Below are 21,938 nucleotides of genomic sequence, written 5' to 3'. Positions count from 1 at the left end.
CTGCATTAATGCCAACTTTTAGCGCACGGCTCTCTCCCAAGAGCCATTTCCCTGGACCGAATACAGGAATCGTATTCGGTCTCTTTTTATGTGGCGAATGCGATGCCATCCAGGGCAAAACACGACGTATTGCATGCTGCATTCTCCATAAACCATACCATACTCCTGCCCACGATCGTCCAGGCTTTTTTACCATCATTGCTAAAATTATAATCAGGTACCCTTGTAATCTGGAGGCGACATGGGACGACCTGGCAATATCTATCAACGAATCGACGGTACGCAGTGGCGTCACGTCTGGGTGGTTGGGGATATCCACGGATGCTTCTCGATGCTGATGGCTAAACTGCGCCAGTACCGTTTTGATCCCTGGCAGGATCTGCTGGTTTCAGTGGGGGATGTTATCGACCGTGGACCAGACAGTTTGCGTTGTCTGAAACTACTGCGTAAACGCTGGATTGTCGCGGTCAGGGGGAACCATGAACAGATGGCGCTGGACGCGCTGGCGACGGGGGATCAATTCATGTGGTTTATGAATGGTGGCTCGTGGTTCGAGCAGGCGGAGCAACCGGCAGCGAAATTTGCTCTTGAAGGGTGTTGGCAGTTACCCTGGATTCTGGAGCTGCATTGTCAGAACGGTATACACGTTATTGCTCATGCCGATTACCCGGATGATGATTATCAGTGGCTAAAAGAGATCGATTTACAGCGCGTGCTGTGGGACCGCTCGAGACTGATGAACAGTGGTTGTGCGATTCGCGGCGCGGATCACTTCTGGTTTGGCCACACGCCGTTGCGCCATCGGCTGGATCGCGAGAATCTACACTATATTGATACCGGCGCTGTATTCGGCGGCGAGTTAACGCTGGTACAACTGCAATAATCAAAAATCGCTGTATTCCTGGGCCGGATGCCAGAAACTGTCGATGTAGTCGTCCGCAGGTAAACATCCGCCGTTACGAATACGTTGATCGTCCATCGATATCAGGCACTGCCGCTCAGTTTTGTAGACATCAACCACGATATCTTCACAACCGCCATCCAGATAGCACACAAAAAGAACCAGCGTGAACATTCCATCCTCAAATGGTAAAGCCATACCTGTAGTGTAGAAGATGTTGATAGGTGAGGGAAATTAACCAAGAAATAACCCGTCTGGCGACGGGTTCTTTTTGAATCAGGCAAGGCGCATGATCCAGGCATCTGACTTACGATCGTAGTGTTCGCGAAATAGTACTGAATGTTCTCCGTTCAACAGGGCCGGGACGCTGGTGTCGGCATCCCAGGCATCCAGTTGCATACATAAATCTGGATCGGATTTACACGGAATGGTTAACGTTCGGTCCCCCGGCGATTCGCCATGTAACTCGGCGTCGTCGATTTCAAAAGCGCCAATGCGCACACTGGTTTTCATCATCGTGCTCTCCGTTAATTTGCTGGTTGTGGTACGACCAGTTAGGCCGTCCATTTTTCAGCGTAGTCAACGTTAGCAAAAGCGCCAGTAAAAACGTGCGTTATCCCGTAAAGAGTTTGCCATCCCGGACAAGATCGCGCGGATAGCTATTCTTCAGTCGCGATCCAATGCGTTTTGCCAGACCGATCGGCTGATGCTGGAACGTAACCAGTACGTCGTCACTCGTCGGTGCGGTTTGCGGGTAAACATCTCTACCGCGATACCACTCTTCCGCTTCGGCAAGGGTCAGCTCGAATGCATGGCTGTGGTTCGGATCGGCGAGGGCGATAACGGCCTCATGCTGCCAGCGATACCCTTTGTTGTGGGTTTCAGCCAGTTTGATCCCGAGTCGAGAAAAGCGAACCTTGCCAATCAGAGGTTCAATGTCAGTCGGGAACAGCCAGATCTCTTTATCGCGCTGCCACAGGCGCAAATTATCTTCCCACTGCAGTCCACAAGCGCTCGCGGCTTGCGTGACAAGCGCGGACTCGCGTCCTTTAAGCGGGCTAAACGGGAAGTTTCCGACTTTGTACTTCGGCGCAGGTAGTGCAGGGATTGCAGCTGTTTTGCGCAAACGCGCAACGAAGAAACCTTCGCAATCGTAAATCTGCGGGAATACATGCAGGAATCCTTCCGGCGTCAGGGCGCGTTCGGCCTGCGGAAATAAATCACCCAGAGGTAAAAACTCGACGGCATCAGGATAGGTCTCAATCAACCACTGCATGATATTTTCATTTTCGTCACGATTAAGCGTACAGGTCGAGTAAACCAATGTGCCACCGGGACGCAGGGCGTGGAAGGCGCTGTCGAGTAATTCGCGCTGGGTCGCGGCAATTTCCAGATTACTTTCTACAGACCAGTTTTTTAGCGCATCAGGGTCTTTACGCACCACGCCTTCACCGGAACACGGTGCGTCGAGCAATATGGCATCAAATGACTCCGGCAACGCAGCGCCAAATACGCGTCCGTCAAAATGGGTCAGGGCGACGTTGGCTATCCCGCAACGGCTGACATTGGCATGCAGGACTTTGACGCGACTGGCAGAAAACTCATTCGCCAGAATGGCGCCTCGATTATTCATTTTTGCGGCAATTTGCGTGGTTTTGGAGCCGGGGGCTGCCGCAACATCCATTACGCGTTCCGGGGTATTGCCTTCGGCGAACAGCGCGGCGACTGGCAGCATTGAGCTGGCTTCCTGAATATAAAACAGGCCGCTTAAATGTTCTGCGGTGCTGCCGAGCGGCACTGACTCTTCATCATCGCGTTCGATCCAGAAACCTTCAGCACACCAGGGAACCGGAGTTAGAGACCAGTTGTAAGGTGCTGTCAGCGCGAGGAAATCGGCAACGGAGATTTTCAGCGTATTGACGCGAATGCTGCGGCGCAACGGGCGCTGACAGGCAGCGAGAAATTCATCGAATGAGAGCGTGGAAGGCATTGCTTCACGCATTTGAGTCAGAAAGGCGTCGGGAAAATAAGCCACTTGGTACCACCGGCAAAAAAACAGGTGCGCAGTGTAGCATAACTGCTCCGGCGTACGTACTCGCGCCGGAGCAGTGGATACATTAACGTGGCAGGGCGGTGCCCCATTCACGCCACTCTTTCGGTTCGCTTTCCAGCAACAGGAAGTGTTTACCTGCCTGTGCTTTAGGTGCCAGCGGTGTACCTGGTGGAGTCGCGAAGGCGATGCCGCCGCGAATGAACTGGTTGAAGGTACCAGTCTTCACGACACCGCCGGTCAAACCGAAGTCGAGATTGTAGCCGGATGCCAGCCAGAACACGGAGTTGTTGCGTACCAGATGCTGATAGCGTTGGCTAATGCGCATGGCAACCATCACACGATCGGAAAGCGAGCCCAGCGTCAGCCCGGTGACGGTCCCCACTTCAATACCTCTGAACAACACCGGGGTTCCGATATTCAGCGAACCTGCTTCTGGTGCTTCAACCACAATACTCAGACCATCGAGGTAACGAGAGTCGGTAATGGTGGCTTCCTGCAGCTCAAAATCACGGCGCGGATTACCGCGTCCGGGTTCAACGTTGATATACGGCTGCAGGATTGTATCCAGATGCTCCACGCCCGCTGCCGAAATTTGTGGGGTGATCACAGAGAAACGGGTACCGCTTCGCGCAAAGGTCTGCACGTATTCCGGGTACAGAACCGCTTTTGCCTGAACTTCGTTACGGGCGGTGATCAGCTCAAGCGTTTGGATCTGGCCGATATCGATTCCCAGGTAGCGAATCGGCATGCCTGCAGCGAGTTTACCGGCATCGAACGCATGCAGCGTTATCTGGCCGCCGACCGCACGCGCGGCGGTTTCCGAAGCATACAGAATACGCTTGTCACCTTTGCGTTGGCTGGCGCTGGCACCGCTTAAATTATCGAAGCTGATCGCCCCTTTAAGCGCGCGTGAAAGGGGAGATGCCTGTACGGTTAATCCGCTGCCGTTAAGCTGAACTTTTGCTCCGCCTTCGGCCCAGAACACGCTGTTGCTGGTCAACAGGTTGCGATATTCCGGTTTGATATGCAGATCGATATCAAACGCATCGGCGCGAGGACGAACGCTAATCACTTCACCGACCTCGAATTTGCGGTAAAGCACCACCGAACCGGCCTGCACATCAGGTAGCGTTTCGGCGCTCAGGCTGACCGTGGTGGTTGGCAGATCGCTCAGGCTGTTTTCAATCGCTTTCTCCAGGTTAGCGTAAAGCGGGTAGCTTTTTTTCATTTCGCCCTTGGTTCCGGGCAAAATACGAATGCCGCCGCTGAGCCACTCACTGGCGCTGGCGCCAAGGAACTCCACGCCATCAAGTCCAACTTTGACATCCACGCGGCTGTTCACCACGAACTTACTGTCACCCTGCACCAGGTCACGATGCTGTGGTTCAACAGCAACGGTAAATGAGACGCCTTTGCTGGAAAGCGTACGCTCAATCACCTGACCGACCTGTACGCCGTGAAGAATTAGCGGCTGGCCAGCATCAATACCGTAACTCTCCGGCGCTGTCAGCGTAAACGTCATGACGCCTGGGTCGTGTAACAACGACTTCTCAGCGGGGATAACGACAAACTGGTTACACGGCTCGCCTTCGCCAGGTACCAGCTCGAAAGTTTTACCTGTCAGCAGCGAACTGAGATTCACATCGCTTAACGATAATTTAGGGCTGTGTAACTCAATTCGTGTGTTGTCACGCAGTAGCGTTACGACGCTGGGATCGACCGTCATTTCGCCGGTGACTTTACCGCCTGGGTTTAAATCCAGTTTTGTGAGCTGACCGACTTCTAATCCTTGATACATCAGCGATGTTGAGCCTGCTTTGAGTCCATCTCCGCTGGGTAAATCAAGCTTGACGATTACTCCGCGCTGGCTATGCGCGAGATCCTGATATAGACCAAACGTGTCGTCTGCCGCAGCAGGTTTTGAGTCTTCGGGTGAATCAAAAGCAATGGCACCGTTGACCAGCGCCGCCAGACTCTCCAGTTTTACCTTCGCACCGCTAAGGCTGACATCCGCATTTACACCGGAGACGTTCCAGAAGCGGCTGCCTTTTTTCACCAGATTGGTGAAGCGACGTTCAATCAATACATCGATGGTTACGCCCTGATGGTTCGGGTTGATGGTGTAGTCATAGACCCTGCCCACCGGAATCTTACGGAAATAAACCAGTGAACCGCTATTAAGCGATCCGAGATCAGGGGCGCGCAGATGCAGCATTAAATCGCCATTATCCAGACGATACTTGGGCTGGGTGTCGAGGGCGACGAAATGATCCTCTGCCTCGCCAGTACCGGGCATCATGCCGATATAATTGCCGCCAACCAACGCATCCAGACCAGAAACCCCAGCCAGCGACGCCTTCGGCGTGACCAGCCAGAACTGGGTATCTTTGCGCAGAGCATCTTTCATGCTCGATTTGATGCTGACGCGGACTTCAATTTTGCGTAGATCTTTGCTGAGGTTGATATCCTGCACCGTGCCCACTTCAACGCCCTGATAGCGAACGGGAGTACGGCCTGGCACAATGCCGTCCGCAGACATAAAGTCAATGGTCACGGTATTGCCACGATCTTCATAGCTTCCCCAGATAAGCCATCCTGCGATCATCAGCGCGATGAACGGCAGCAGCCAGAACGGGGAGATACGGCGTTTTGTTTTAATCTGCGCTTCAGTCTGCGAAGCGGGCGTTTCCTGACTCATGTGCATCCCAAAGTAAGCGGCTGTCCAGCCATTCCACAGCAAGAATAGTCAATATTACCGCTGCGCCGAAATAAAACGCAGCCGGTCCCATAGTAAAAGCAAGTATCTGATCGCGATTTATCAGCGACATGGTTAACGCGATAACAAAGAGATCCAGCATCGACCAGCGGCCAATCCAGGTCACCATACGCAGTAGTTTTATACGGGTGCGCAACCCTTGTTCACAATTAAAGTGGATGCTGAATAACAACGTAAACATCACAATCACTTTGGTAAATGGCACTAATATACTGGCGATAAACACGATCGCCGCTACGCCGACATTACTGTTTGCCAAAGACATTATGCCTGACAGGATTGTGTCTTCCTGCCGGCCGCCGTTGACATAAATTACCGAGATGGGCAGCAGGTTAGCGGGTAAAAGCAGGACTATCGAGGCCAGCAGAGCCGCCCAACACTTTTGGATACTTTGATTTCTGCGCCAGCGCAACGGAATATGGCAGCGGGGGCAGCGACCGCGGGCGTCCGGATAACCTGTAAAATGGCAGCCAAGGCAGACGCGGAGCTTATCATCGGGCCGACGAGCCGGTCTTTGCGGGTAGAAACGGTCCCAAAGCTGCTCAACGTTAAGATGCGACAGCGTCAAAATACTGAGGATCACCAGCGCAATAAAAGCAAACAGCCCCACGCCAGGCTGCAAAAAAGCATAGTCCTGAACCTTGATTGAGGCGACGCCGATACCCACCAGGTAAATATCGAGCATCACCCACTCTTTGAGTCTTTCCAGCATTAGCAGCACCGGGCGCAGGTTCATCCCGAGAATATTACCAAACCACAGATAAGCGATTGAAGTCACGAGAATTAGCGGCGCACCAGCGACGCAAAAAAGCACGAAGGAGGCGGTAAGGGGGTCACCTTGTCGGGTCATTTGCCAGATGCCTTGCATCACATTGGCATCAATGCGCACGCCTAATAAATAGATGTGCAGAAGTGGCTCTCCCCAGGCAAAGGGCATCAGCAGCAACATGGTGAAAGCCATGGCCGCCAGTCGCGTTAACGACCAGTCGCGTCCGTCACGAATTTTTGCCTGGCAGCGTGGGCAAAAGGCACTTTGGTGCGAACGCATTTTAGGCAAGCTAAATATCAGGTCACATTCAGGGCAGCGATGATAATGTGCACGAGGTAGTGCCTCACCGATGGACCTGATGGCTATTTTTTTAGTTGGCGTGATGCGTGGTGTCGTTAAGGCCATGTATCGCGAATCAAATTGTTGAAGTAATGTTATCTTAACTCATGACGGGAATGATCTTGAGCATTAACGCATTTAATGTTTATTTTAGTAGGCTGCAGTTTTAAGTAAGACAACTAAGTGATTATATAATGAACAAAATAGAGCTATACACGGATCTGAACCGTGATTTTCAGGCATTGATGGCAGGTGAAACCAGTTTTCTGGCAACGCTGGCGAATACCAGCGCATTGTTGTACGAGCGTCTTGCAGAAGTGAATTGGGCCGGTTTTTACCTGCTTGAGGACGATACGCTGGTGCTTGGTCCCTTCCAGGGCAAAATTGCCTGCGTGCGGATCCCGGTAGGGCGCGGTGTGTGCGGTACCGCAGTGGCGCAGAACCAGGTTCAGCGTATTGAGGACGTACATGCTTTTGATGGGCACATCGCCTGTGATGCCGCCAGCAATGCTGAAATCGTCCTGCCGATCGCTGTCGACAATCAGATAATAGGCGTGCTGGATATTGATAGCACGGCATTTGGCCGCTTTACTGAAGAAGATGAACAAGGTCTGCGTACGCTTGTGGCACAGCTTGAAACCGTGCTTGCAACGACGGATTACAAAAAATTCTTTGCGCGCGTCGCAGGATAATCAACGGATAACGTAGCAATTACTGATGACGTCATTATAATGTCGCCTGTTCATGCCTGCGCTTGTTGGCTACGTCCGTTGTAATCAGGAAATTTCATGGAAAATCAACCTAAGTTGAATAGCAGTAAAGAAGTCATCGCGTTTCTGGCCGAACGCTTCCCGCAGTGTTTTAGTGCGGAAGGCGAAGCGCGCCCACTGAAAATTGGCATTTTTCAGGATCTGGTAGAGCGTGTTGAGGGTGAAATGAACCTCAGCAAGACTCAGCTCCGTTCTGCCTTACGTCTCTATACTTCAAGCTGGCGCTATCTGTATGGCGTTAAATTGGGCGCAACGCGTGTTGATCTCGACGGCAACCCTTGTGGTGAGCTGGATGAACAACATGTTGAACATGCTCGCAAACAGCTGGAAGAAGCTAAAGCCCGTGTTCAGGCGCAACGCGCAGAGCAACAGGCGAAAAAACGCGAAGCGGCCGCTGCCGCCGGTGAAAAAGAAGACGCACCGCGTCGCGAGCGTAAGCCGCGTCCTGCACCGCGTCGTAAAGAAGGTGCTGAGCGTAAACCTCGCGCTGAAAAACCAGCAGCAAAAGCACCGCGTGCTCCTCGCGAAGAACAGCATACCCCGGTATCTGATATTTCAGTACTGACGGTAGGGCAGTCTCTGAAGGTGAAAGCAGGAAATAATGCGATGGATGCCACCGTATTAGAAATCACCAAAGATGGCGTCCGTGTACAGCTGAATTCGGGTATGTCTTTGATTGTACGCGCAGAACACCTGGTGTTCTGAAACGGAGGCCAGGCCTGGCATGAACACTTTTTTTAGGCTTACTGCGTTAGCTGGTCTGCTTGCATTAGCAGGCCAGGCACTTGCTGTGGAAGACATCACGCGTGCCGATCAAATCCCCGTTTTAAAGGAAGAAACCCAGCATGCGACGGTAAGCGAACGTGTGACGTCGCGTTTTACGCGATCACACTATCGCCAGTTCGATCTGGATCAGGCGTTTTCGGCAAAAATTTTTGACCGCTATTTGAATTTGCTCGACTACAGCCACAACGTGCTGTTGGCGAGCGATATCGAACAGTATGCAAAAAAGAAAACGGTCCTCGGCGATGAACTGCGCACCGGCAAGCTGGATGTCTTTTACGATCTCTATAATCTGGCGCAAAAACGCCGATTTGAACGTTATCAGTACGCATTAAGCGTACTGGCACGTCCAATGGATTTCACCGGTAACGACACCTTTAACCTCGACCGAAGCAAAGCGCCGTGGCCGAAGAGCGAAGCAGAGCTTAATGCGCTGTGGGACGGCAAGGTTAAATTTGACGAACTCAGCCTGAAGCTGACCGGTAAAACCGATGCGGAAATCCGCGAAACGCTGACGCGCCGCTACAAATTTGCGATTCGCCGTCTGGCGCAGACCAACAGCGAAGATGTGTTCTCACTGGCGATGACAGCGTTCGCCCGTGAAATCGACCCGCATACTAACTATCTCTCTCCGCGCAATACCGAGCAGTTCAATACTGAAATGAGCTTGTCTTTGGAAGGTATTGGCGCGGTTCTGCAGATGGATGATGACTACACCGTCATTAACTCCATGGTGGCAGGTGGTCCGGCAGCCAAGAGCAAAGCGATCAGCGTTGGCGATCGTATTGTCGGCGTCGGGCAGACGGGCAAGGGCATGGTCGATGTGATTGGCTGGCGTCTGGATGATGTCGTAGCACTGATCAAAGGGCCTAAAGGCAGCAAGGTACGCCTTGAAATTCTGCCTGCCGGTAAAGGTACCAAGACGCGCACCGTGACGCTAACGCGTGAACGTATCCGTCTCGAAGACCGTGCCGTTAAAATGTCCGTGAAAACCGTTGGCAAAGAAAAAGTCGGCGTACTGGATATTCCTGGTTTCTATGTTGGCCTGACTGATGATGTCAAAGTCCAACTGCAGAAACTGGAAAAACAGAACGTCAGCAGCATCATCATAGATCTGCGTACCAACGGCGGTGGAGCGCTGACCGAAGCGGTTTCGCTTTCCGGTCTGTTCATTCCTTCCGGCCCGGTGGTTCAGGTTCGTGACAATAACGGTAAAGTGCGTGAAGACAGTGATACCGACGGCGTTGTGTACTACAAAGGCCCGCTGGTGGTATTGGTCGATCGCTTCAGCGCCTCAGCATCAGAGATTTTCGCTGCGGCAATGCAGGATTATGGCCGAGCGCTGATCGTTGGTGAACCCACCTTCGGTAAAGGCACCGTTCAGCAGTATCGCTCCCTGAACCGTATTTACGATCAGATGCTGCGTCCGGAATGGCCTGCGCTGGGTTCTGTTCAGTACACGATCCAGAAATTCTACCGCGTAAACGGTGGCAGCACGCAGCGTAAGGGTGTTACGCCGGATATCATCATGCCGACAGGTAATGAAGAAACTGAAACTGGCGAGAAGTTTGAAGATAACGCGCTGCCGTGGGACAGCATTGATGCGGCGACCTACACCAAGTCAGATAATCTGACGCCGTTCGGACCTGAATTGCTGAAAGAGCACAATGCACGTATTGCGAACGATCCTGAGTTCCAGTACATCATGAAGGACATTGCGCGTTTCAATGCGATGAAGGATAAGCGCAACATCGCTTCTCTGAATTACGCTCAGCGTGAAAAAGAGAATAACGAAGATGACGCAATGCGTCTGGCGCGTATTAACGATCGGTTCAAGCGTGAAGGCAAACCGCTGCTGAAGAAACTGGACGATCTACCGAAGGATTACCAGGAGCCGGATCCATACCTGGATGAAACGGTAAAAATCGCGCTCGACCTGGCGCATCTTGAAAAAGAAAAGCCAGCGGAACAGCCCGCAACCAGTCAATAACCTCGAACAGGCACAAGAAATTGTGCCTGTTTTTTTAACAAGTGCATGAAGACGTCAGTCTGATACGATAAAATGTAAAGTTGTGTCTTTCTGGTGACTTAGCACCTATGGATGCTTGAAAATAGTCATAAGACCCATACGATATGGGTAATCGCATAGTGCGTTTTGTTAAATTGAGGTTAAAAGAAAATTATGATGCGAATCGCGCTCTTCCTGCTGACGAACCTGGCTGTGATGGTCGTTTTCGGGCTGGTATTGAGCCTGACAGGGATTCAGTCAAGCAGCGTTCAAGGCTTGTTGATCATGGCACTGCTGTTTGGTTTTGGTGGTTCCTTCATTTCGTTGCTGATGTCCAAATGGATGGCGTTAAAGTCCGTTGGCGGGGAAGTGATCGAACAGCCTCGCAATGAAAGAGAACGCTGGCTGATGAATACAGTTGCGAACCAGGCCCGCCAGGCCGGGATCGCTATGCCGCAGGTTGCAATCTACCATGCGCCAGATATTAACGCGTTTGCTACCGGTGCGCGCCGGGATGCCTCGCTGGTGGCTGTAAGTACTGGCCTGTTGCAAAACATGAGTCCGGATGAAGCCGAAGCGGTTATCGCGCATGAGATCAGCCACATTGCTAATGGCGATATGGTTACCATGACGCTAATTCAGGGTGTGGTGAACACCTTCGTTATCTTTATCTCACGTATTCTGGCGCAGATTGCCGCTGGGTTTATGGGCGGTAACCGCGATGAGGGAGAGGGTAGCAACGGTAACCCGTTAATCTACTTTGCGGTAGCGACGGTACTGGAGCTGGTATTTGGTATTCTGGCGAGCATTATTACGATGTGGTTCTCACGTCATCGTGAATTCCATGCGGATGCAGGCTCAGCGAAACTGGTGGGTCGTGAAAAAATGATCGCCGCGCTACAGCGCCTGAAAACCAGCTATGAGCCGCAGGAAGCGACCAGCATGATGGCGTTCTGCATCAACGGTAAATCCAAATCGTTGAGTGAGCTGTTTATGACTCACCCGCCGTTGGACAAACGTATTGAAGCGCTGCGCAGCGGTGAATACCTGAAATAATTGGCTGCAGACTAAAAATAAAAAGCGCGTCGACAGACGCGCTTTTTTTATGCCTGAACTCGCGGTTGTGTGATACGTAAGCCACTCACGATTGCGGCCAGCGAAGCCAGAATACCCGCTGTTATCAGCGAGGCGTGTGTTCCGTTGTCACCAAACTGATTTAGCATCAGCGCAACCAGTGCGGCCCCGGTACTCTGGCCCAGTAAACGCGCCGTTCCGAGCATACCGCTCGCGCCTCCGCTACGATCACGCGGCGCGGAGGTGATGATGGTGTGATTATTCGGTGACTGGAACAAGCCAAAACCCGCACCGCACAAAATCATTGGCCAGATGATATTAAAATCAGAAGGTGATGCGGGCAGCAACACCAGCGAAAACAGCCCACACGCCATTACTGCCATGCCCAGCGCGCCCAGCAGACCCGCATGAACACGTTCAATCAGATATCCCGCCAGTGGGGCCATCACCATGGTTGCCAGCGGCCACGGCGTCAGTAGCAGGCCCGTTTCAACCTCGCTGCGCCCGAGAACCGTTTGCATGAAAAAGGGGAGAGAAACCATTGCCAGCATTTGTGCGCTGAATGAACAGATTGAGGTGCAAATAGAGAGTGAAAACAGCGGAATGCGTAGCAGATCAACCGGCAATAACGGTACTGGCAATGCGAGTTGGCGGCGGATAAAGAAAAACCCTACCACGAGAAGCCCCACCAGTTCAGCACCAATCAATTTTAGCGACTGTCCCTGTGCAAACCCGCTGAGTGCCGTGATTAACAAACCGAATGTTAAGGCGTTCATTACTGCGCTGGGCAGATCAAAGCGCGGTTTATTGCTACGTGAAGAATTGGGGGGCAAAAAACGCATAGCCAGTAGCAGGGCGATGATCCCCAGCGGGACGTTAATCAGAAATAGCCATTTCCACGAGGCAATAGAGAGAATTGCCGCCGCAATAGTCGGACCCGCTGCCGAGGAGACTGCCACAATAAAGGAGTTAATTCCCATTCCGCGGCCAAGCTGGCGCTGAGGATAAATGAGTCGGATCAATGCCGTATTAACGCTCATCAGCGCCGCGCCGCCAAACCCCTGAGCCACGCGCGCTAACGTCAGCATATGTAGCGAGTCTGACAAGGCACAAAACAGCGACGCCAACAGAAACACGACCAGACCACACTTATAAATGCGTCGGTAGCCAAACATATCACCTAAAAAAGAGAGCGATAACAGCGAAACAACGATCGCAATTTGGTAGGCGTTCACAATCCAGATTGAGCTGGCGGGTGAGGCCTGAAGATCGGTGGCGATAGTGGGGAGGGCAACGTTCGCTATTGCGCCATCGAGTACTGCCATAGAGATGCCAATAACAATGGTTAAAATTGCGCCATATCGCTGGGGCAATGGCAGACCATCGGTCTGAGTTTTTTCCATAGGAAGTCAATATTGTCGGAATTTATGATGAGAATAATAATTTTAGCATTGATATTCAGGCGTTAGGTCGCAGATTTGTAACTAAGTAAGCAAAGAGCGATTGCGAGGGCTGATACGTGAAATTATAATAAAAACCGGTTCTGATTTTTATAAAACACTCGAAAGGGGTGATAAATGGCAATCGCAGATCTGGATAAACAACCCGATTCTGTATCTTCCGTGCTGAAGGTTTTTGGCATCCTGCAGGCGCTGGGTGAAGAGCGCGAAATTGGTATTACCGAGTTGTCGCAACGCGTCATGATGTCGAAAAGCACCGTTTATCGCTTTTTGCAGACCATGAAAACGCTGGGTTATGTGGCACAAGAAGGGGAATCTGAGAAATACTCACTGACCCTGAAATTATTCGAGCTGGGTGCTCGCGCGTTGCAAAACGTCGATCTTATCCGTAGCGCTGATATTCAGATGCGCGAACTTTCGCGCCTGACCAAAGAGACAGTACACCTTGGCGCACTGGATGAAGACAGCATCGTCTACATTCATAAAATCGACTCCATGTACAATCTGCGCATGTATTCTCGCGTAGGTCGCCGTAATCCACTGTACAGCACGGCTATCGGTAAAGTTCTGCTGGCATGGCGTGACCGCGATGAAGTGAAGCAAATACTGGACGGTATTGAGTACAAACGCAGCACCGACCGTACTATTACCAATACTGATGAACTGCTGGTACTGCTGGATAAAGTCCGTGAGCAGGGCTACGGTGAAGACAACGAAGAACAGGAAGAAGGTCTGCGCTGCATCGGTGTGCCGGTGTTTGACCGTTTCGGTGTGGTGATTGCAGGCTTGAGTATTTCATTTCCGACGCTGCGTTTCTCTGAGGAACGTTTGCACGAGTATGTGGCGATGCTGCATACGGCTGCGCGTAAAATTTCAGAACAAATGGGTTATAACGACTATCCGTTCTAATCTGGCGTAATAGCGTCAACGTTAAAACCCCAGGTATTTTTGTATCTGGGGTTTTTTATGAACAGTCATAAAGTTAGTTGGTGCAAATAACGTAGCGTATGTATTGTTGCTATATTAACCGTTATCAATAATGACCGTACTTTTTCTTAACAAAGGGCAATCCGACAGGCCAATGATACCGCTGTTTGTGTGGACGTATTGTGCGGTGCTGGTTCCGCGGGCGGTCAGATATTGGCATTGCAAGCCCAGACCCGCTGCATTCTCCTTACTTCCAATCAAAATTCCATAGCCGCTCAGTAATAAACCGATCCAAACCAGAGCTAACAACACAATAGCGCGGATTATCAGACGCATTACAACCTCTTATCTTTTCTCGTTATTATTAGATTAGCCTGTACATGGGATGAAACAAGTGAATCATTCCTAAAAAGATTGAATGCCGATACAGTTAACGCTGGGTTTAGGTAACGCATGATAATTTATAGACATAAGATGTAGATTCGAAGAGTGGAGCTGGAGTGAAAAAAATTCGCTGGGTAGTGCTGATAGTTGTCGTGCTGGTATGCATACTGATGTGGGCGCAAGTGTTCAACATCATGTGCGATCAGGATGTACAATTTTTCAGCGGTATTTGTGCCGTTAATAAATTTATTCCCTGGTAAGCGCATTTTTGCCACAGTTGATTACCTTCTTGTGCGGCAGTGGTAAACTACGCTGTCTACATTGAGGTGGTAAAATGAACGAAGTTTTGAATTCTGGCGCGTTGAGTTTGGCGTCTTTGGCTGTATCGGTGGTGATTCTGGTTGTCGGGCTTGTACTGTGGTTTTTCGTCAATCGGGCAAGTTCGCGTACTAATGAGCAGATTGAGCTGCTCGAAGCATTGTTAGATCAGCAAAAAAGACAGAACGCATTGCTCCGTCGCCTTTGCGAAGCGAACGAACCTGAAAAAGCGGCAGAGCCTGCTGCGGTCACAGCGAAGGATGAAGATGATGACATCATCCGCCTGGTAGCTGAGCGGTAAAAACGGTATGACAGGATGAGGATCTGTTGCTTTTGTTCTCAGATGTTTCATCCTGTCGCCAACGTGCCAGATTATTTTCTTCTGTACATGTCGTGTAATTAGCACTCTGATACGCGTCTAAACTCAGTATTTTCAGATGCTCCAACCAATTAATATCTTATCCCCGGTCTGATATAAATATAATTTCCCATACGATAAAAATATGATTATGTCATTTTTGTGATAGCGATCGTTTTATTAACAGCGAAACGTTTCTCTTACTTTTTTTGTGCATTGTCATCATTCTTTCATTATTTTGGTGCAAAAGCAGAAGGCGGATCTCATTTTTACGCTTGTGACATTTTATGCATTACTAAGCATAAAAAATGATATCCAGCACACCCTGTAACAGCTAATCTGGAATAACCGAAGCTATTGAGCTATGGTAGAAATGTCCCGGCAATGGTGCAAGCCAGGCGGGGGATGGGGCGAGCGGCGGGAATATAACACTACTCGGTGTGGCGCATAACTGTGCAGTTGCTGTTTGATGAACGACGGGATTTGTGCGACCGATCGAGACACGTTTAAAAATGGCTTGCCATTATTAACGTTGTATGTGATAACACGTTTTGGGTTAAACGAGGTACAGTTCTGTTTATGTGTGGCATTTTCAGTAAAGAAGTCCTGAGTAAACACGTTGACGTTGAATACCGCTTCTCTGCCGAACCTTATATTAGTGCCTCAAGCAGTAATGTCTCAGTTTTATCTATGTTATGCCTGCGGGCGAAGAAAATACTCTAAGGAATTTTGCAAATGGCAAAGATTAAAGGTCAAGTTAAGTGGTTCAACGAGTCTAAAGGTTTTGGTTTCATTACTCCGGCTGATGGCAGCAAAGACGTGTTCGTACACTTCTCCGCTATCCAGGGTAACGGCTTCAAAACTCTGGCTGAAGGCCAGAACGTTGAGTTCGAAATTCAGGACGGCCAGAAAGGTCCGGCTGCTGTTAACGTAACAGCTATCTGATCGACACCACTGATTTGAAGCGCATATGCGCAACCATCTCAGATATAAAGCCTCGCCTATGCGGGGCTTTTTAATTCAAAATACGTCTAAATATTTCTAAATGCCCTTCCATTAGCGCTTTGTTGCAAAGGCGTGATGTTCGTAGCATAGTTTTCCCCGCTTTCTTACGACATTTCTCGTTAAATCAGACACCTGAAAAACTATCTTGCTGGAGACCAGGTGAAAAAGAAAAACGACGGCGACGCGCGCAATTTTACTCCCGTACGTTTTGCCCTGCTTTGTGTGGCAATATTATTGAGTCTGGGATTGCTGCTGGGTCGGGTTGCGTGGCTGCAAATTGTCACGCCGACGAGTCTGGTGAAACAGGAAGACATGCGTTCGTTACGTGAGGTAACTATTGCCTCGCCGCGCGGGATGATTACCGATAGAGAAGGGCGACCGCTGGCGGTAAGTGTTCCGGTTAACGCCGTATGGGCCGATCCTAAGACCATCATCAGCAAGGGAGGCGTGGGTTACAACGAACGCTGGCAGGCTCTGGCAAGGACTCTGCATTTGTCACTTAGTACGCTGGCGGAACGCGTTAACAGTAATCCTGGCGGACGTTTTATTTATCTTGCACGACAAATTTCCCCTCAGCAGGCTGAGTGGGTTGATGATCTTAATCTCCCGGGCATCAACCTGCGCGAGGAATCCCGCCGGTTCTATCCCGCAGGCCACGTAGCGGCGAATCTCATTGGTTTTACCAACATTGATGGACAAGGCATTGAAGGGCTGGAAAAGAGCTTTAATAACCAACTGATGGGTAAACCTGGCTCCCGTCTGGTACGTAAAGACAAATTTGGCCATGTCATCGAAAATATCACCGAAGTTACGCCTGTTCCTGCACACGAATTACAGCTCAGCATCGATGAGCGTCTGCAGACGGTCACCGAAGATGCGTTGGACAATGCCGTTACGTGGAATAAAGCGGAATCAGGAGCCGCAGTGCTGGTCAACATTGCTACCGGTGAAATACTGTCCATGGCGAGCTTTCCTGACTTCAACCCCAATAATCGTGATGGCGCGGTACTGGATGATTTTCGTAACCGTGCAATTAGCGATACGTTTGAACCCGGTTCAACCGTTAAACCGCTGGTGATCATGACTGCACTCCAGCAGGGGATAGTACAACCCGACAGCGTGATTGATACCCATCCTTTTTACCTTGATGGACATCGCATTCGCGACGTCGGATTTTACCCGGAACTGTCGCTGACCGGGATTTTACAGAAATCGAGCGATACCGGCGTGTCGCACCTTTCATTGGCTATGCCTGTCCAAAAATTGCTGGATACCTATAAAAGCTTTGGTTTTGGCGATCCAACCGGACTGGGATTAACCGGTGAAAGTAGCGGTTTAATGCCTCAACGCCGCTACTGGAGCGATTTGGATCGCGCGACCTTTGCATTTGGTTATGGATTAATGGTAACGCCGCTGCAGTTGGCGCACGTATATGCAACCATTGGTAGTTTTGGTATCTATCGGCCCCTTTCGATTACCCGTATTGACCCGCCGGTAATCGGTACCCGAGTGATGCCGGAGGCGCTGGTTCACCAGGTTGAACATATGATGGAAAGCGTTGCATTACCCGGTGGTGGGGGAACTAAAGCCGCGGTCAGAGATTATCGCGTGGCGGTTAAAACAGGAACGGCAAAGAAAATTGGTGATGACGGTAAGTATGTCGATAAATACGTGGCCTACACGGCAGGTGTTGCGCCAGCGAGCGACCCGAAATTCGCATTGGTTGTCGTCATCAATAATCCGCAAAACGGTGCTTATTATGGTGGGGCTGTCTCTGCGCCTGTCTTCAGCCAGATAATGGGTGATGTCCTGCGTCTGGAGAACGTTAAACCGGATGGCATGCCTGCTGACTCCGATCATCTGCTGGTGATGCACGGCAGCAACGTATCCTCGCCGTCGCTGTAAGTTATTTTCCCAGGGCGCAATTCGCGTTACACTTGCGCCCTTAAGTCACCTGCCGGAGTTGTCATGTCGTTTTCCTGTCCTCTTTGCCACCAGCCTCTTACTCAAGCGAATAACAGTTTTGTCTGCCCCGGGCGGCACCAGTTTGACGTGGCGAAAGAAGGGTATGTCAACTTACTGCCGGTTCAGCATAAACGATCGCGCGATCCGGGTGACAGCGCTGAGATGATGCAGGCGCGACGGGCATTTCTTGATGCCGGGCACTATCAACCGTTGCGTGATGCGATTGTGAATGTGCTGAAAGAGAAGTCGACTTCAGAAGATGCAGCGATCCTGGATATTGGCTGTGGGGAAGGGTATTACACCCATGCGTTTGCCGACGCGCTGACGGGTTGTACAACCTTTGGTCTTGACGTCTCCAAAGTGGCAATTAAAGCCGCAGCCAGACGCTATCCGCAGGTGACCTTTTGCGTTGCCTCCAGCCATCGTCTACCGTTCGCAGATGAGTCAATGGATGCCATCATCAGGATCTACGCGCCCTGTAAAGCGCAAGAGCTGGCACGCGTGGTTAAACCGGGGGGATGGGTTATCACCGCCACGCCGGGACCGCGTCATTTAATGGAACTGAAAGGGCTTATTTATGATGAGGTGCGTTTGCATGCGCCGCACACAGAGCAACTGGACGGTTTTGTTCTGCAACAGAGTATTGCGCTGGGGTATCAGATGCAGCTTCAGGGCAGCGAGGCCGTTGCGTTACTGCAAATGACGCCGTTCGCCTGGCGGGCAAAGCCGGAGGTGTGGGAAACGTTAGCGGGGAAAACGACGTTTGACTGCCAGACCGACTTTAGTATTCATGTCTGGCAGCGTCTGAATTAACCGTGGAAGTGTGCCCAGAGGATCTGGGCACCGATACCAATCAGCACCACCCCACCCAAAATTTCTGCTCGTTTGCCCAGCATCGGGCCAATGAAACGACCAATCATCATTCCGAGCGTGGACATAATCAATGTGGCGCAGCCGATGGCCAGCGCGGTGGCAATAATGTTGACCTGCAGGAAAGCCAGGCCCACCCCGACGGCCATTGCGTCGAGACTGGTGGCAATGGCGGTGGTGACCAGCAGCCAGAAACCATGACGGCGCTGCGGTTCTTCCTCTTCATCACCGTTGTCGCGAAAACCTTCGATTATCATTCGCCCACCTAAAAAAATCAGCAGAATGAAGGCGATCCAGTGGTTCCACTCCAGCACGAATTTGCTGGCCAACATACCCATGCCCCAGCCAATCAGCGGCGTAAGCGTTTCAACTGCGCCGAATATCAGACCTGTGCGCAATGCTTCAGAAAATTTGGGTTTATGCAGTGTGGCGCCTTTGCCAATTGATGCAGCGAAAGCATCCATCGACATGCCGAAAGCGAGAAGAACGGTAGCGGTGAGATTCATAACAGCGTCCTGACCGGGGTATCCATAAAACACATCACTGCCCCCAGTAACCATGCATACAGGCCGGAATCACTGTAAATACAGCGCCATTCAGATATGCATTGCAGTTGATGTGCCTATGGTCTCGCCTGACTGAACCTGTAAATTCAGTCCGTACGCGCCACGTTTTTCAACGAGTATGTTGACACGTACATTTCCGGAGTCTGGAAATCGGCTACTCCCCAACGACGGGCGCAACCTTAACATATTTTGAGAATATAAAACAAGAAACGCAGAAATAATATTTGACTTCTAATTGAAAACGATTTTCATTTAGATTTATTTTTAAATAAAACGTTAAAATAAATAACATTGCGGACAGTTAAATATAGCCTTGGCTATGTTTATTTTAATGCTGATATATAAAAAACATAGTTCAGGCTATATTTATAACTTATTGATTTGAAATTAAAAGTTTATATATTCTCTCAAGATCGTCTATATTTCGTACGCGAATCAACAATCTTCGATGTTCTAATTGCATCACTAATACACCGTCTTCAGATAAATTCATCTCTTTAATGCGGTTATATTCAATCCAGACGTTGGCGAAGAAAAAACCTTTCTGCTTGAAGATGATTTTTGGCGTACGGATCCAGAACAGATACAACCCCATCAATACCAGTGCACATAATAACCATGTGGTAAATTGCGCGCCGTGGCTGGTGATGTTGTTGTAGATAAGAATAGCTACCAAGCCAAGGAAGATAACGCTGTCGACTCTGCTGCGGGGAAGCAGGGCGACAGTAAGCAGAGTAGGGCCATTACGGCGGGGCATGATGAACTGATCGTAAATGGCATACGCCAGCAGCGAAAAGATAAATAGAACCAGCACCAGGTCCGTGATAGTCATGAATCCTCAACCCTCTAAATAGAAAAACCGGGGGCAAGCCCCCGGTGATGTACAACAGTCTTACAGGCCGAGCAGTCCGACAGCGTAGCCTGCGATACCGATGACGAAGAAGCCAACGATGATCCACAGCGGGTTCACTTTCTTACGCAGCAGCCACATACAGGCGAATGTCAGCAGCAGAGGAACCAGACCCGGCATCAGCTGGTCAAGGATAGTCTGCACGGTGGTAACACGAGTCTGACCATCCTGACCGGTGATAGTAGAAACCACCAGTGGGATGTTTACGTGCGTCCACTTGTTAACCAATGCTCCCATGACAAACAGGCCGAGGATTGACGCCCCCTCAGTCAGTTTCTGCAGGAAGCCGCCGCCCATATCTTTAACGATATCGACACCTTTACGGTAGCCATATGCCACACCGTAATAACGGGTTGCCAGACGAACCAGGTTAAACAGGATGAAGAACAGCAGTGGCCCCAGCAGGCTGCCGCTCATCGCGATACCTGCGCCGAGTGCGGCGAAGACCGGACGTACGGTACCCCAGAAGATCGGGTCACCGACGCCTGCCAGCGGACCCATCAGACCAACTTTGATACCGTTGATGGCACCATCGTCAATCTCTGCGCCGTTTGCACGCTGTTCTTCCATTGCCAGCGTAACGCCCAGTACTGGGGCCGCTACGTACGGATGGGTGTTAAAGAATTCCAGGTGACGCTTAATCGCTTGCTTACGTGCATCGTTGTTTTCCGGGTACAAGCGGCGGATAGCCGGTACCATGGAGAAACAGAAACCCAGCGCCTGCATACGTTCGAAGTTCCATGAACCCTGAAACAGGTTAGAACGAATGAACACGCCACGAATGTCACTCGGAGTGAGTTTTTTCTCGGTGGTAGTTTTAGTCATATCAACCATTTCGCTCACCTGCTAGTCCAGTTCGTTATCGAGATCGTTATTGCCAGCCGCCGCAGCAGGTGCACCGGCTACGCGGTTATATTTCGGGCTCAGCTGAATGTAGAGGATGGCCATGACTGCGCCAATCACACCCAGAGCAACCAGGTTGAAGTTAGTAAATGCCGCGGTGACGAAGCCGAGGTAGAAGAATGGCATCAGATAGCCTGCGCGCATCATGTTGATGACCATCGCATAACCAACCACTACGATCATTCCGCCTGCGATGTTCAGACCACCGGTTACGACTTCCGGAATGGCGTTAAGCATGCTCTGAACTTCACTGGTACCAACAGAAATCGCTACGATTACCGCCGGGATAGCGATACGCATAGCCTGCAGGAACAGAGAGGATATGTGCAGCCAGGAGAGCGCCGTCAGGTTACCGTTTTCGGCCGCCTTATCCGCTGCGTGCTGGAATGCTACAGTGATAGTACGAACGATAATGGTCAGTACCTGGCCTGCTGCTGCCAGTGGGATAGCCAGCGCGATACCGGCACCAATGCTTTGGTGACCCGCGATAACCAGAACGGTAGAGATAATTGAGGCCAGTGCGGCATCTGGTGCAACCGCAGCACCGATGTTCATCCAGCCCAGGGCGATCATTTCCAGGGTACCACCGATGATGATACCGGTTTTCATATCCCCGAGAACGGCACCAATCAGCGTACAGGCCACCAACGGACGGTGGAACTGAAATTCATCGAGTACCGACTCCATACCCGCGATACATGCGACGATGAACACCAGCACAATCTGAAGAGTGGTAATCTCCATTGTACTTCTCCTATTGCTATACAGACTTAAGTGTGAAAACTAAGTAAATGCCAGG

Annotated in this window: 23 protein-coding genes; 12 read left to right on the top strand and 11 right to left on the bottom strand. The window is 50.8% G+C overall.

Going from position 1 to position 21,938, the window contains the following annotated elements:
* Nucleotides 1-241 precede the first annotated feature (241 nt).
* Entirely contained in the window at nt 242-883 is a 642-nt protein-coding gene (pphA, locus tag OGY06_RS13130; protein WP_003833791.1) for a protein-serine/threonine phosphatase, read from the top strand.
* Here pphA and OGY06_RS13125 read toward each other — a convergent pair whose 3' ends face one another.
* The 5 genes from OGY06_RS13125 to yebS all read right to left on the bottom strand — a co-directional run bounded on the left by OGY06_RS13125 (nt 884) and on the right by yebS (nt 6,904).
* On the bottom strand, nt 884-1,075 hold the full coding sequence (locus OGY06_RS13125; protein ID WP_003833789.1) for a YdfD/YebW family protein: 192 nt from the start codon (nt 1,073-1,075) through the stop codon (nt 884-886). It lies immediately after the preceding gene.
* A gap of 102 nt (nt 1,076-1,177) precedes the next feature.
* Nucleotides 1,178-1,414, bottom strand: a complete 237-nt coding sequence (locus OGY06_RS13120; protein WP_029139506.1) for a YebV family protein — start codon at nt 1,412-1,414, stop codon at nt 1,178-1,180.
* Nucleotides 1,415-1,514: 100 nt separating this feature from the next.
* On the bottom strand, nt 1,515-2,936 hold the full coding sequence (rsmF, locus tag OGY06_RS13115) for a 16S rRNA (cytosine(1407)-C(5))-methyltransferase RsmF (RefSeq protein WP_003833786.1): 1,422 nt from the start codon (nt 2,934-2,936) through the stop codon (nt 1,515-1,517).
* Nucleotides 2,937-3,018: 82 nt separating this feature from the next.
* Complete coding sequence (locus tag OGY06_RS13110; RefSeq protein WP_003833785.1) at nt 3,019-5,652, bottom strand: PqiB family protein; 2,634 nt, start codon at nt 5,650-5,652, stop codon at nt 3,019-3,021.
* A complete protein-coding gene (gene yebS / locus OGY06_RS13105; RefSeq protein ID WP_003833783.1) occupies nt 5,621-6,904 on the bottom strand; it encodes a membrane integrity lipid transport subunit YebS in 1,284 nt (427 codons plus the stop codon). Before yebS ends, OGY06_RS13110 begins: the two co-directional genes overlap by 32 nt.
* A gap of 128 nt (nt 6,905-7,032) precedes the next feature.
* Here yebS and msrC point away from each other — a divergent pair, with 128 nt between their 5' ends.
* From msrC to htpX, 4 genes are all read left to right on the top strand, one after another.
* The gene (msrC, locus tag OGY06_RS13100; protein ID WP_003833782.1) at nt 7,033-7,530 is read left to right on the top strand and encodes a free L-methionine (R)-S-oxide reductase MsrC; all 498 of its coding nucleotides are present in this window, start codon (nt 7,033-7,035) and stop codon (nt 7,528-7,530) included.
* A gap of 96 nt (nt 7,531-7,626) precedes the next feature.
* On the top strand, nt 7,627-8,313 hold the full coding sequence (proQ, locus tag OGY06_RS13095) for an RNA chaperone ProQ (protein WP_003833781.1): 687 nt from the start codon (nt 7,627-7,629) through the stop codon (nt 8,311-8,313).
* Nucleotides 8,314-8,332: 19 nt separating this feature from the next.
* A complete protein-coding gene (prc, locus tag OGY06_RS13090) occupies nt 8,333-10,381 on the top strand; it encodes a carboxy terminal-processing peptidase (protein WP_048235216.1) in 2,049 nt (682 codons plus the stop codon).
* Nucleotides 10,382-10,573: 192 nt separating this feature from the next.
* Nucleotides 10,574-11,455, top strand: a complete 882-nt coding sequence (gene htpX, locus OGY06_RS13085) for a protease HtpX (RefSeq protein ID WP_003034964.1) — start codon at nt 10,574-10,576, stop codon at nt 11,453-11,455.
* 47 nt (nt 11,456-11,502) lie between these two features.
* Here htpX and OGY06_RS13080 read toward each other — a convergent pair whose 3' ends face one another.
* Nucleotides 11,503-12,876 (bottom strand): MFS transporter, encoded by a 1,374-nt coding sequence (locus tag OGY06_RS13080; RefSeq protein WP_003833779.1) that lies wholly within the window; start codon nt 12,874-12,876, stop codon nt 11,503-11,505.
* Between the two features lie 174 nt (nt 12,877-13,050).
* Here OGY06_RS13080 and kdgR point away from each other — a divergent pair, with 174 nt between their 5' ends.
* Entirely contained in the window at nt 13,051-13,842 is a 792-nt protein-coding gene (gene kdgR / locus OGY06_RS13075) for a DNA-binding transcriptional regulator KdgR (RefSeq protein WP_003833778.1), read from the top strand.
* A 114-nt stretch (nt 13,843-13,956) separates the two neighbouring features.
* Here the strand turns inward: kdgR and OGY06_RS13070 are convergent, their stop codons facing one another.
* On the bottom strand, nt 13,957-14,196 hold the full coding sequence (locus OGY06_RS13070) for a YobH family protein (RefSeq protein WP_003034975.1): 240 nt from the start codon (nt 14,194-14,196) through the stop codon (nt 13,957-13,959).
* A 164-nt stretch (nt 14,197-14,360) separates the two neighbouring features.
* Between OGY06_RS13070 and mgrB the strand changes: the two genes are divergently transcribed.
* From mgrB to rlmA, 6 genes are all read left to right on the top strand, one after another.
* Nucleotides 14,361-14,504 carry a PhoP/PhoQ regulatory lipoprotein MgrB gene (gene mgrB, locus OGY06_RS13065; RefSeq protein WP_003833775.1) on the top strand — a complete coding sequence of 48 codons (144 nt, stop codon included), beginning with the start codon at nt 14,361-14,363 and terminating at the stop codon, nt 14,502-14,504.
* A 74-nt stretch (nt 14,505-14,578) separates the two neighbouring features.
* On the top strand, nt 14,579-14,863 hold the full coding sequence (locus tag OGY06_RS13060; protein WP_003833774.1) for a YebO family protein: 285 nt from the start codon (nt 14,579-14,581) through the stop codon (nt 14,861-14,863).
* A 636-nt stretch (nt 14,864-15,499) separates the two neighbouring features.
* Entirely contained in the window at nt 15,500-15,643 is a 144-nt protein-coding gene (locus tag OGY06_RS13055; protein WP_003034983.1) for a DUF2627 domain-containing protein, read from the top strand.
* Between the two features lie 12 nt (nt 15,644-15,655).
* Nucleotides 15,656-15,865 carry a transcription antiterminator/RNA stability regulator CspE gene (cspE, locus tag OGY06_RS13050; protein WP_001062678.1) on the top strand — a complete coding sequence of 70 codons (210 nt, stop codon included), beginning with the start codon at nt 15,656-15,658 and terminating at the stop codon, nt 15,863-15,865.
* A gap of 219 nt (nt 15,866-16,084) precedes the next feature.
* A complete protein-coding gene (gene ftsI2, locus OGY06_RS13045; RefSeq protein WP_003833773.1) occupies nt 16,085-17,830 on the top strand; it encodes a peptidoglycan DD-transpeptidase FtsI2/PBP3(PARA) in 1,746 nt (581 codons plus the stop codon).
* A gap of 63 nt (nt 17,831-17,893) precedes the next feature.
* On the top strand, nt 17,894-18,703 hold the full coding sequence (gene rlmA, locus OGY06_RS13040) for a 23S rRNA (guanine(745)-N(1))-methyltransferase (protein WP_003833772.1): 810 nt from the start codon (nt 17,894-17,896) through the stop codon (nt 18,701-18,703).
* On the opposite strand, the gene mntP is transcribed toward rlmA, so the two are convergent.
* The 4 genes from mntP to OGY06_RS13020 all read right to left on the bottom strand — a co-directional run bounded on the left by mntP (nt 18,700) and on the right by OGY06_RS13020 (nt 21,883).
* Complete coding sequence (gene mntP, locus OGY06_RS13035; protein ID WP_003021013.1) at nt 18,700-19,266, bottom strand: manganese efflux pump MntP; 567 nt, start codon at nt 19,264-19,266, stop codon at nt 18,700-18,702. The genes rlmA and mntP overlap by 4 nt on opposite strands.
* A gap of 433 nt (nt 19,267-19,699) precedes the next feature.
* Nucleotides 19,700-20,158, bottom strand: a complete 459-nt coding sequence (locus tag OGY06_RS13030; protein ID WP_003021010.1) for a DUF986 family protein — start codon at nt 20,156-20,158, stop codon at nt 19,700-19,702.
* A gap of 60 nt (nt 20,159-20,218) precedes the next feature.
* Nucleotides 20,219-21,070, bottom strand: a complete 852-nt coding sequence (locus OGY06_RS13025; RefSeq protein ID WP_003833769.1) for a PTS mannose transporter subunit IID — start codon at nt 21,068-21,070, stop codon at nt 20,219-20,221.
* A gap of 12 nt (nt 21,071-21,082) precedes the next feature.
* A complete protein-coding gene (locus OGY06_RS13020; RefSeq protein WP_063940867.1) occupies nt 21,083-21,883 on the bottom strand; it encodes a PTS mannose/fructose/sorbose transporter subunit IIC in 801 nt (266 codons plus the stop codon).
* Nucleotides 21,884-21,938: the final 55 nt, after the last annotated feature.

The sequence above is a fragment of the Citrobacter sp. Cpo147 genome (assembly GCF_030332405.1).
Lineage (GTDB): Bacteria > Pseudomonadota > Gammaproteobacteria > Enterobacterales > Enterobacteriaceae > Citrobacter > Citrobacter portucalensis.
Note: the sequence above shows the minus strand (reverse complement) of the source record. Positions and strands in the feature narration are given on the sequence as shown.